The sequence below is a fragment of the Pareuzebyella sediminis genome, assembly GCF_008367235.1.
Lineage (GTDB): Bacteria > Bacteroidota > Bacteroidia > Flavobacteriales > Flavobacteriaceae > Pareuzebyella > Pareuzebyella sediminis.
This window is the reverse complement of sequence record NZ_VTZS01000003.1, coordinates 421,595-434,108: the sequence shown is the minus strand read 5'-3', so window position 1 is coordinate 434,108 and position 12,514 is coordinate 421,595. Positions and strand designations below refer to the sequence as shown.

Below are 12,514 nucleotides of genomic sequence, written 5' to 3'. Positions count from 1 at the left end.
GACAAAAGAATTTTTACAAATGCAACAATCACAAGGGATATCGTGTCTCTTACTCGTAATCACGCACACGGGGCTCTCACAGAAAGGGACATCCTATAGTTCGGACTGTACCTTTCTAGCCGACCTGACTATTTTCTCGGCAGCTGGTAGGTATTAATTGTAAGGAACTACCGGCAACCCAAAAATGGAATGGGATACGGGCTTCTTGGTCTATACGTCGCAAGATTTAAAGAATTGGCCAGTCACTGAGGGACCGACCGTTCTAAAACATAAGGGATTATATTATTTGATATATTCGGCGAACGATTTCAGAAATCCTGACTACCCTTTTGGTTTCGTCACGAGGCAAGCCAATTGGGCCTTGGAAGAATTTGGCAGACAGTCCATTCATTTCCCGAGAAGTTTTGGGGAAAGAGGGCTCTGGGCATAGGGATGTTATAACTGATAAAAAAGACGGTATGTACTATATTGCACACCCATTTTAATAACGGCATGGTACAGCCAAGGCGAACGGCCATTGTTAAAATACACTTTGTAAACAAGGGAAAAGATTACGACGGATTAACCATAGATAAAGACTCGTTCCGTTTTTTAAATCGGACAAAATAAAAATGAAAAACCCATCCAAAAAGCCGAAACGAAGAACAACCATTGCACCTCGTGTGGTGATGATAGGTTGTTTTGATACCAAAGCAGAGGATTTTGAATATTTATATCAAAGCTTGCTCAGCAATGGGGTTGAAGTAATTGCTGTTAATACTGGAGTTCTGGGGACGACCCAATTATTTCCCGTTACTTTTGAGGCAGAACAGGTTGCAATGGCAGGCGGCCAAAAGTTATCGGTACTCCGAGAAAAAAAAGATCGAGGCCACGCATTGGAGGTGATGGGGAAGGGTGCCTCTAAAATCGTTGCAGACCTAGAGCAGAATGATAAAGTGGACGGAATAATCGGAATGGGCGGCGGTGGCGGTACATTTGTAGCCATCAAGGCAATGTGCGCCTTATCCTTTGGTATCCCTAAACTATGTCTAAGCACCTTGGCCACAAAAGATCTCTCCGGGAAAATAGGGGATAAAGATATCACTTTGGTTCCCACAATCGTGGATGTGGCAGGTTTGAATCACATGAGCAGGGTCTTGATGAGCCAGTCTGCCGGGGCGATCTGTGGAATGATATCCGCAAAAATTAGAGGAAATACCGATGTCAAAGGAAGTGTCGCGATCAGCGTTTTCGGCAACACCTCTATTAGTGCCGATAGATGCAGTAAGCTTTTAAAATCGGAAGGGTATGATGTCTTATCTTTTCACGCGGTAGGTACTGGGGGTATGACTATGGAATCCTTGATTTCCGATGGGGTGTTCGATGCGGTTTTGGATCTGACCACCACCGAACTGGCCGATGACCTTTGCGGAGGCATTTGCAGTGCCGGACCTTCCCGTTTGACGGCTGCCGGTGCATCCGGACTACCACAGGTGGTAGTGCCCGGATGTCTCGACATGGTCAATTTCGGGTCTTTAGACTCGGTTCCCGAGAAATACAGAAGGCGGAAGTTATTCAGCTGGGCACCCGATGTCACTTTGATGCGTACCAATAAAGAAGAGAACCGGATTCTAGGAAAAAGAATGGCAGAAAAACTGAACGCTGCCAAGGGTCCTGTTTGTTTGGTCTTCCCATTGGGAGGACTTTCAAAAATAGGAGGAGAGGGTGAAATTTTCCATGACCCTGAAACCGATCGGGTTCTCTTTGAAGCGATTCGTAAGAACGTGGTCCGTGCGATTAAAATTATTGAGGTAGAGGCCAACATCAACACTCCCTATTTCGGGGATAAGGTGTCGAAAGAACTACTGACTCTTATCGAGCAAAGAAAAACAACACAGTAATTGTCAAAATCTAAAGTATACATTACGTACTATATTCATAAACCATAAAATAAGAACAATATGCCAAATAAGTGGACAGGTAAGGGAAACCCCTATACGAAGCAGGAAGTCAGGGATCGGTTGCAAAAAGTGGTCGATAGCAACAAAGCTATAATCGCTGCAGGTGCTGGAACGGGAATTAGTGCAAAATTCATCGAAAAAGGCGGGGCCGATCTGATCATTATTTACAATTCGGGCCGTTTTAGAATGTCGGGCCATGGGTCTACCGCCGGAATGATGGCCTACGGAGACGCCAATGCGGTCGCCATGGAGATTGGGGAGTTCGAAGTCCTTCCGATCGTGGAGGAAGTGCCCGTAATCTGCGGTGTGCACGGTAGCGACCCGCGTCGCAGGATGTGGCACTTTTTGGGGCAGGTGAAAGATATGGGCTTTTCCGGGGTGAATAATTTCCCCACACATTCGATTATCGACGGCCATTTTAGGAACGTGCTCGAAGAAACGGGTATGAGCTTCAAGAAGGAAGTGGCCATGGTCGACCTGGCAACGCGAATGGATCTCTTTTCGATTGTGTACGTGGCCAAACCTGAAGAGGCGGTACAAATGGCGGATGCGGGCGCCGACGCCGTTATCGCCCACGTGGGCACCACGGTAGGGGGATCGATCGGGGTCACCAATGCATCGGTATCCATGGATGCCGCACTGGAACGTACCCAGGCGATTATCGATGCCGTTAAAAAGGCCAACAAAAATACTTTTTTCCTGGCGCATGGAGGACCGATCAATACTCCTGACGACGTGCGCTATGCCTTGGAACATACCGATGGGCTACACGGATTCGTAGGGGCCTCCTCCTTGGAGCGGATGGGCGTCGAACAGTCATTGACGAACCTCACCAAGGAATTCAAGTCGATAACCCTCTAAAATCCACCAGCAATGCCAGAGCAATGGAAATTCAGCAAGGAAAAGGATCTGATGTTCGAACAGGCGTTTGGTAGGGACCACTATTGGCATTACCATCCTGACACAATCGAAGGGGTCCGCTCCTATATGGTCAAAGTGGTGGTGCCCGAAGGTAAGGGGCACGATTTCCACAGGCATCCCGAAATGCACGAGATCCTTTACATCCTGAAAGGAAGGGCCGAACAATGGATCGAAGGTGAAATGCAATATCTGGAGGAAGGTGACTCGATCTACATCGATGCCGATGTGGTGCACGGCACCTTCAATGCAGGCGAGGGGCCGCTCGAGTTTTTGGCCGTGCTCTCCCCTCCTGAGGGTTGGGCGGCCGGCACCCTCGATGTGAGCGACGAGGAGCCCTATGCCAGCTACCGATCGAAATAGGATGTAGGTGAGCGATAACAGATTGGGTAGCGGGCCGAGGAACGTTGCCGAGAAATGCAAAAAGATATAAAGATGAAAAAAATGAAAACCGATGTTCTGACCGTGCTTTGCGGAACGCTTTTTTTTATGGCCTGTACAGGAACGAAGCAGCCACCGCCCCCGTTGACCTATTCGGGCGATGAACCTAGGGTGCAGGACCCCTTGTCGCCCGAGGATTCCCAAAGACATATCCAGCTTCCCGAAGGCTTTAGCGCACATCTGTTCGCGGCCGAGCCAAATATCATCAATCCCATCGCCTTTACCTGGGATGAGAGGGGAAGGCTCTGGGTGGTACAATCAAAGGATTACCCACACGACCTGGCCAATGATGTGGGCGGTGACCGCATTACCATTTGTGAGGATACCGATGGCGATGGCAAGGCCGATATTTTCACCGATTTCGCGACCGAACAAAGTCTATCGACCGGTATAGTCTTGGTTAAGGGCGGTGCTATAGTATCCCAGGCACCGGAAATGGTTTTTTTGGAAGACACCGATGGCGATGACAAAATGGACAAGCGTACGGTGCTCTTTGACGGCTTCGGCACATTCGACACCCATGCAGGGCCCTCCAGCCTCCGTTACGGGATCGACAACGCCCTTTGGGGGGCCGTCGGCTATTCGGGCTTTGAGAACGATTTCGACGGGAACCCCGTAAAATTCGAAAGGGGGGTCTACCGTTTCGGCAAGGACGGTTCCTTTCTTGAGCCGGTGGGCCAGTTCGACAACAATACATGGGGGATGGGGTATAATGAGAATTTCGAGATTTTCGGTTCGACGGCCAACAACAACCACGCCTGTTATGTGGGTATTCCCTTGAAACACTATGCTTATTTGGAAAAGAGGCCCGAATGGGCGCTCAACGCAGACTTTATACAGGGGCATTATGAAATTTCCCCGGTCGGCACCGTTCCCTTGCAACAGGTTGACGTCAGGGGGGGCTATACCGCGGCGGCGGGCGCTAATTTTTATACGGCCCGGAACTACCCGGAAGCGTACCGCAACCAAATGTACGTCTGCGAGCCCACTGGCCATCTGGTGCATATCGCAAAGATCGTCACGGACGGAGCGGGCTATAAGGAAGTCGATGGGGGCAATATTTTTGCTAGTACCGATGCGTGGACGGCCCCGGTCTTCGCCGAGACCGGCCCCGATGGCAACTTATGGGTAGCCGATTGGTACAATGCGGTCATCCAACACAATCCCGATAAGCGGGGGATGGAAAATCAAATCTGGAACGCCGACAAAGGTGAGGGTAACGCCCATATCAACCCCTTGCGGGATTATGGCCACGGACGTATCTATATCGTTAAATACGATGATAGGGACGATTCTGAAATTACCAGACTGGATCGGAACGACAACGAGGCGTTACTTGAGGCGCTGCAGAGTGATAACCTCTTCTGGAGGATAACCGCCCAGCGACTAATCGTGGAAGAACATAAAGAGGAGCTGAGGCCCAATTTGCTCAGTCTGGCGGTGAACGGAGAAAACACTGACGGGAATGGCCTTAACGCACCGGCGTTGCATGCCCTTTGGACGCTGGACGGACTGGGCGCCTTCGATGGGCAGAACGAAGTCCACGAGACCCTGGTCAGAGGCCTAGAGAGCGAAAGTTTCGCCGTGAAACGTGCAGCCATGGCCCTGCTTCCAGAGACGACCTTGGGGAGCGAGACATTGGTCGAGTCCGGTCTATTGGCCCATAATAACCCACAGATTAGGCTGGCCGCCATTGTTAGGGCTAGCGAACTACCGGAATCGGCCGGCCTCTATACAGAAATGGAAAAGGTGTTGGCCGACCCCGACGTTATCTCCGATAAATGGCTTAAGTCGGCAGCGAAAATGTACTTCAGGGAGCTTAATTACGAAACTATTGACGAAGCATCCGTGGAGATGGTCATCCCTTCGGCCCAGGAGGGGAAATCCGTGTGGCATTACACCGAGAATGAACCACGAGAAGATTGGACGACAGCAGGTTTTGACGACACAGCGTGGGAAACGGGTGAAGGTATGTTTGGGGGCAAGAATATTGAGGAGGCCAAGACCCAATGGACTACCAAAGAGCTATGGTTGAGAAAAGAAGTTCAAATCGGTGAAGCCATAGATGAACCCGTTCTTAAAATAGCACACGATGATGACTATGAGATCTTTATCAACGGTCAGCAGCTTATGGCGGAGGCCGGTTCGAGCGGACGAGTGTATAAGTACATACGGCTTGACAAAGAAAAAGGCAAACTTTTTAAAACAGGGAAAAATGTGATAGCGGTGCGCTGTGTGAATACCGGAGGAGACCAATATGTTGATGTGGGCATAGGAAAAGTAGGTGATGTCAAAGCAGATATTGTTTTTGATATTAAAACGGTGCCACAGGAAATGGCATTCGATAAAACGGTTCTAAGGGCGAAAGCGGGACAAACCATCGAAATCAGATTGGAGAACAAAGATCAGATGCCCCATAATTTGGTGGTCATTTCGCCTGGAACCCTTGATGTTTTTGGTCCATTGGTCGATAAATTCGTAGCCACACCCGAAGCCGAAAAAATGGATTATGTGCCAAAATCCCGATACGTGTTGAAGGCTACAACGATGTTGGATCCGAACGAGAGCGAATCGATTATACTGACACTACCGGACGAGCCCGGCACATACCCGTTTGTTTGTACGTTTCCCGGGCATTGGCGGTTTATGCAAGGTGAAATTATAGTAACCGCACCCGATTCGTCCGATATAGAGGCTTAAAAAGTAACTGAAATAGATAAAAACACAAAATGAAAAGAAACATAATTGTATTGATTGTATTAGGTACATGCCTAGGCTGTAAGACCCAGAACCTACCCAACTCCTATACTACGGATAAATCGGCAGGACATTTTATTTCGCAAGACAAACAAGCGACAAAGATTGCTATTACTGGTGGAGGGGGCTCCCATGATTTTTTGAAATTTTTCGGAATTGCAGATGGTGAGCTGTTAAGCGAGAGCGGACAGCATACTGTCATTTACACTGAGGACGTAAAAGAAATCGGCGATTTAGTTCCCGTCGTTGATATCTTAATGTTGACCAATAACCAACCCTTGGGCGACGAGGTCAAGAAGACCATCTTCGAAGAAGTCGATCAGGGCCGATTGAATTTATTGATCAATCATCCAAGTACATGGTATAACTGGGAAGATTGGCCACAATACAATCGAGAACTTGTCGGTGGAGGTTCAAGGTCGCACGAAGCCTTGCAGGAGTTTGAGGTTATAGTTTCCAAACCTGATCATCCCATAATGAAAGGCGTTCCGAAAACATTTCGAATCGTCGATGAGCTCTACCGATGGGAGAGGGATCCCCAAGGTACCGATATCGAGGTGTTAGCGGTTGGCAAAGGCTTGGAGTCGGGGGAAGAATTTCCTGTGGTGTGGGTGGTCAAACATCCTAAAGCGACCATCGTAGGCAACACATTGGGTCATGATGAACGGGCCCATGATCTTCAAGCCTATCGGACGATTCTTAAAAATAGCCTCGAATGGGTAAAAAACTAACGAAGGTATTTTGGCCCTCCATTTCAAGGATCCTGTAATTTCAAGAAGTCAGTTTAATGAAAAAAGCGTTGGTTATAATATTCTTGTTTTTTGCCTTTTTGGTACGGGGGCAGATAGAAGTCCTATTGCCTAAAAATCTGAACGAAAATGATACCGAGATACGTATAGATACAGGTCGACTTGCAATTGCTTGGCCTGTGGATGGGACGAGGGTCCTAAGCTAATCTTGAATCTATGGCAAGAGGAATTATTATTCAAAGATATAACAGAGGTTTTCATGAAGACCTTAAGATTAAAACCATTAAAAGTGCACCAAAGCGTTCATTTTCAGTATTTCAGCACTTGATTTTTGGGACTTTCTTGAGATTGCAATTAATTACGTGATTCCGTGCTTCATGCTATGGATTGAGATTTTTTATTGGAATAACCCTGCAATGTTGTTTTTGATTGAAGTAAACAATAGCTTTGAATGCATTAAATATTCTACACTATAATATACTATGTTCAGACACAGCTTATACTATACCCTATTTTTGGTTATTTCAATTTTTACTTTTGGTAGAGCACAAGAAGAATCCCACACACATTCGCATTACGTTCCGAATCATTCCCATTACGCTGAGCATGATTCCCTTGTGCCGCATAAATTGCTTTTTCCCTCGAAGACGCCCGACAGGGTCATTGCGAATTTAACGGTGGATCCGGCCCATAGTTTTGCCGTTAATTGGCGTACGGAACAACAGGTTGACAATGGCGAGGTGCAGATTGCAATGGCAACCGACGGTCCAGAATTTTTACTTGACGGTGTACGTACCATAAAAGCGACTTCGGAAAAGTTTGAAAACCAGAACCGAAGAGAACCCTTGGTAAAAGCGACGTACCATTCAGCTTTGGTTACTGGCCTCCAACCACATACGACATATGTATATCGGGTAGGGAGTGGAGCGAACGATGATAGTTATTGGAGCGAGTGGTTTCAATATACTACCGCCTATACCGATATGGAAAAGCCTTTTAGCTTCATCTATTTTGGCGATGCCCAAAATAATGTCAAATCGATGTGGTCAAGGGTTATTCGAAATTCGTACAGACAGTTTCCTGAGGTAAATTTTATGCTCCATGCGGGGGATTTGATTAATGACCGGGATGCAAACCTCGAATGGGGCGAGTGGTTTTATGCGGGAAGTTTTATACATGCCACAGTACCTAGTGTAATGACCCCGGGAAATCATGAGTACCGTGATGGTGTATTGTCTGCTTTATGGAGACCCCAGTTTACATTGCCTGAAAATGGCCCAATTGAGGCGTTGAAGGAAACGTGCTACGCTTTAGAGTACCAAGACATGAAGTTGATTTCCATAGACGCAGAAGGCTTTGATGAAAGCAAGGAAGCCCGCGTGGCCCAAACCCAATGGTTGGATTCGGTGCTAAATGCGAACACAAAGAAATGGACTGCTATAACCATGCATTATCCGATCTATTCGACCGCCGTAGGAAGAGATAATAAAGAGCTTAGGGAAGCCCTGAAACCCTTAATTGACAAGTACAAGGTAGATTTGGTACTGCAAGGACACGACCATACCTATGCCAGAGGGTATATTGAAAACGAAGGTAAAGGCCTTACCAAGGTTAATGACGCTGGTACCGTGTATGCAGTATCGGTAAGCGGCCCCAAAATGTATGAATCACAGGACCAAGAATGGATGGTTCGCAGGGGAGAATATACCCAGCTTTTTCAAATCATAACAGTTTCGAAGGACAAGATAACATATGGGGCGTATACGCCTTTAGGAACTCTTTACGATGCTTTTGAACTTATTAAGAAGGGCGGTAAAAATGGTAAAAAGAAATTGATTAACAAGGTTCCTAAAACCCCGGTTCGTTTACGAAAAGATTTTATTAACCCGGAATGAGGGTGCGTTTGAAAGCTTAATACACGCAAGTAGTATTGTCGGCTTTAACGTAATACGATTTGTAGTTTTTCGCTTCTTTGTCCATACATCCACAGAGGTTCAATAGTTCTATGGACTTAAAGTCGATAGGATGCGTCTCCGCCTGTATGGATATGTACCCCTCTTTGACCGGTTTTCCTTCTTCATATACAGCTTCTTGATAACCACCTACATTGCCCCCGCCAATGGTTGGATTTCGATATTCCATAACGACCTTGTCCTCTAAAATATGTTGAATAAGGGAGTCGCCGAGCACAAGGGCCTCAACTTCGACCCACTGATCGCCTGGATAAGTCTTTGATGTAGAATTTATACAATGGGGGGTGAACAACGTATCACCAAGCACCACATTTGTTCCTGGGGTACATAAATTGGCGTTCGTTCGTTCGTGTTCACCATCTCCGCCCAATAATTGAAGTTCAAGTGAAATCGGAAAATCTTGGTCTAGGCCTAAAGTTTTGGGGTCTTGACAATGTAGCATCAAACCATTGTTTCGAAAGGCCCACCCTGGTCCGTTGGTTTGTTGATCGCCCACAAAACGATAAACAGCTTTAAGGCGATAGTAGGAGAACTTTTTGTTGTAATAAAGATGTCCAAAATCTTCTTTAAAAGTATCTTTTTTGGCGTAGCGAACGCTCAGAAGGCTGTCTTTGACTTGAAACCGATTTTTATAGTTTTCCCCTAATTTATAACCCGCAAACTTTGGGGTCCATTGATTCATGTTAGATCCGTCAAATAAGGTAATCCATTCTTCTTTTTCGCTAGTGTCGTTAGAGGGCTGCTTGCACGCTTTTAATAAAAAGGCGGTTACAAGTATAAATGCGGCCACGCGGGCCCCAGAAAATATTTTTGTGGATGGTTTCATGGCGAACTAAAATTTCCAGAAAGATACACATAATTGCGTATTCTCGAAGCTTTGTAGCAATCACGAAGAAGGCAATGAATCATCAACGTCAGTATAGATTATTTTTTCTCTGCCTCCTCTTCATTTTCCTCTTGGATTTCCATGATAAGGTTGGCGATCAAGGCAGTCCATCCTGTTTGATGCGAGGCTCCTAATCCTTTTCCGGTATCGCCATCAAAAAATTCGTAAAAAAGATGTTGGTTTCTAAAATGTTCGTCTTTTGTAAAAAGGTTGTTGGGGTCATCTGAATGATATTGAAATTTACCCTCGTCGTTACGTTCAAAAAGGGTAATGAGTCTCTTGCTCAGTTCATGGGCAATTTCTTTGAGGTTCATTTTAATTCCCGAACCCGTAGGAAATTCGTAAACGTATGTAGGGCCATAATACCTGTAATATTTACGAAGAGATTGAATAATCATGTAATTCAGGGGCATCCAAATAGGTCCCCGCCAATTCGAGTTTCCACCGAACATGCTTGAACTGCTCTCTCCGGGTTCATATTGAATTCTATGGTGCCCGTGATATTCGAAAACGAAAGGATGTTCTTTGTGATGTTTGGAAAGGGACCGAATACCGAAATCCGACAAAAATTCGTTCTCGTCCAAAAGCCTTTTTAAAAGATGTTCCAGCCGAAATCCCCGCATAATGGAAAAGAGGTATTTTCCATGGGGATTGGCCTCTTCGATACGTGAGATCAACGAAGCAAGATCGGGTCGGGTCCTTACAATTTCGGCGGCCCTGATTTTGAATTCCTTTAACTGCTCAAAAAGATCTTTATGTATAATTTCGACTGCGAACATTGGTATAATCCCAACGAGGGAACGCACCTTTAACCTATCGGTCATACCACTTGACATTTCTACGACATCGTAATAAAAATTGTCCTCATCGTCCCAAAGGGAGATGTCTTTTTTTCCGATGTGGTGCATGGCCCAAGCGATGTTCAAAAAATGTCTGAAAAATTTGGCCGCTGCTTCCTCATAAGCTCCGTTCGTTTTTGCCAATTCCAAAGACATGCGTAGCATATTAAGTGTAAACATGGCCATCCAACTGGTGGCATCTGCCTGCTGCATTCTGGTTATACCTGGGGGCATATGGTTTCTGTCAAAGACCCCAATGTTATCAAGACCTAAAAATCCACCTTCAAAAAGATCGGTGCCATGCTTATCTTTCTGGTTGACCCACCAAGTGAAATTGATAAGTAGTTTTTGGAACGCCTTTTCCAAAAAAGCATTGTCACCTACCCCACTACATTTCTTGTCTTTTTGATATACCGTCCAAACCGCCCATGAATGTACGGGTGGGTTAACATCGCTGAAGTTCCATTCGTAAGCGGGGATTTGACCATTGGGATGCATATAATTTTCGCGAAGTACCAGTAATAATTGCTCTTTGGCGAAATATGGGTCAATCTCGGCAAATGAAGCGGTATGAAATGCGAGGTCCCATGCTGCATACCAAGGGTACTCCCATTTATCAGGCATGGAGATGACATGGCGATTGGTCAGATGTTGCCAACTATGATTTCGCGGACTATAGCGATATGGAGATGGTTCACCCGGCCCGCCAAAAAGCCATTTGAAAACGTCATAGTAATAGAATTGCTTCGTCCATAGTAAGCCTGAAAATGCACGTTTGGCTATGGTTCTATGGGCTTCGGGCATACTTTCGTATAGCGTTTCGTTGTAAAATGCTTCGCATTCCTTGATTCGGTTGTCGAATATTTCGTCAAAATCGGTAAAGGGCGTCGGTAATTTTTTCTTGCTAAGACGTACCTTTATTGTTTTTTCTTGGCCTGCCTTTAATCTGAACTTATGCCATACAGCGAATTTTGACCCTTTTTTATCAGGATTGACACTTGGTTTATGGTCAATGACAAAATCATTGATACCGTCTTTGACGTAATCCACTTCGTTGGCAACATTATAAATGCGTTCGTTGTTGGTTTCGTTTTCACAAAAAAGCTGTTGGCCTTTTTGATGGTATAGGTAGTACCGTCCGTTTCTAGTACTTCGAGATAGTACACAATCATCGGCGATAGCGCTCATTGAAGGCCTTGAAAACCGCTTGTTATGTTTCCAAAAATTTCGAAACCAAAGATGGGGTAGCACATGGATCATGGACGATTTAGACCCTCGATTGACAATGGTGACCCTCATAAGAATGTCATCTACATCTGCCTTGGCATATTCGATATAGCAATCGAAATAGGCATTATTCTTAAAGGCATTGGTATCTAATAATTCATATTCAGGTTCTTCGCGGCTACGTTGGTTCTTCTCGACCAGCATTTCATAAGGAAACGCCCTATGGGGATATTTATAGAGGTATTTGCAATACGAATGTGTAGGTGAAGACACTTGATGAAAATAGAGATCCTTAACATCCTCTCCGTGATTGCCCTGATTATTGGTAAGTCCGAACAAGCGCTCTTTCAAGATGGGGTCTTTTCCATTCCAAAAGGCAGGGGCAAGACACAAGATTTCCCTTGCGTCGCAGAAGCCCGCGATACCTTCTTCACCCCATCGGTACGCATTGCTACGGGCTTTTTCATGATCGACAAAATCCCAAGCTTGTCCATGTGTACTATAATCTTCCCGAACGGTTCCCCATTGTCTTTCCGCTAAATAGGGGCCCCATTTTTTCCAATTTTTGTAATTTTTGGATACCGCTAATCGCTGTGCTTCTATCCCGTTTTGAACCATTTACTGTTTTTTATTTGGGTATACGCCTTCTTTACGGAGTATAATGTTTAAGCTAATAAACCTTAAAAGTACATCTTAATTTTATCGCTACTATAGACTCTCTTCACCCTTTAATTTGTTTTGTCAAATTCCAAAAGGGGACCTATAAATATTGACAAATAAGGAG

At 45.6% G+C, this 12,514-nt stretch carries 9 protein-coding genes; 7 read left to right on the top strand and 2 right to left on the bottom strand.

The features are described from left to right. Positions 1-184 precede the first annotated feature (184 nt). From F2B13_RS12490 to F2B13_RS12460, 7 genes are all read left to right on the top strand, one after another. The gene (locus F2B13_RS12490; protein ID WP_149273550.1) at positions 185-430 is read left to right on the top strand and encodes a hypothetical protein; all 246 of its coding nucleotides are present in this window, start codon (positions 185-187) and stop codon (positions 428-430) included. A 181-nt stretch (positions 431-611) separates the two neighbouring features. After that, positions 612-1,880: a Tm-1-like ATP-binding domain-containing protein gene (locus F2B13_RS12485; protein ID WP_149304350.1), complete on the top strand. Its 1,269-nt coding sequence runs from the start codon at positions 612-614 to the stop codon at positions 1,878-1,880. A 60-nt stretch (positions 1,881-1,940) separates the two neighbouring features. Further along, positions 1,941-2,801 (top strand): phosphoenolpyruvate hydrolase family protein, encoded by an 861-nt coding sequence (locus F2B13_RS12480; RefSeq protein ID WP_149304349.1) that lies wholly within the window; start codon positions 1,941-1,943, stop codon positions 2,799-2,801. 12 nt (positions 2,802-2,813) lie between these two features. Next, positions 2,814-3,221, top strand: coding sequence for a cupin domain-containing protein (locus tag F2B13_RS12475; RefSeq protein WP_149304348.1), 408 nt, complete (start codon positions 2,814-2,816; stop codon positions 3,219-3,221). A 72-nt stretch (positions 3,222-3,293) separates the two neighbouring features. Continuing rightward, positions 3,294-5,999, top strand: coding sequence for a PVC-type heme-binding CxxCH protein (locus F2B13_RS12470; RefSeq protein ID WP_198440120.1), 2,706 nt, complete (start codon positions 3,294-3,296; stop codon positions 5,997-5,999). A 29-nt stretch (positions 6,000-6,028) separates the two neighbouring features. Further along, positions 6,029-6,787, top strand: coding sequence for a ThuA domain-containing protein (locus F2B13_RS12465; protein ID WP_149304346.1), 759 nt, complete (start codon positions 6,029-6,031; stop codon positions 6,785-6,787). Positions 6,788-7,287: 500 nt separating this feature from the next. Beyond that, a complete protein-coding gene (locus F2B13_RS12460; protein WP_149304345.1) occupies positions 7,288-8,700 on the top strand; it encodes a purple acid phosphatase family protein in 1,413 nt (470 codons plus the stop codon). Between the two features lie 16 nt (positions 8,701-8,716). Here the strand turns inward: F2B13_RS12460 and F2B13_RS12455 are convergent, their stop codons facing one another. Both F2B13_RS12455 and F2B13_RS12450 read right to left on the bottom strand, forming a co-directional pair. Beyond that, positions 8,717-9,604: a 3-keto-disaccharide hydrolase gene (locus F2B13_RS12455; protein ID WP_149304344.1), complete on the bottom strand. Its 888-nt coding sequence runs from the start codon at positions 9,602-9,604 to the stop codon at positions 8,717-8,719. A 98-nt stretch (positions 9,605-9,702) separates the two neighbouring features. Then, entirely contained in the window at positions 9,703-12,348 is a 2,646-nt protein-coding gene (locus F2B13_RS12450; protein WP_149304343.1) for an MGH1-like glycoside hydrolase domain-containing protein, read from the bottom strand. Positions 12,349-12,514 lie beyond the last annotated feature (166 nt).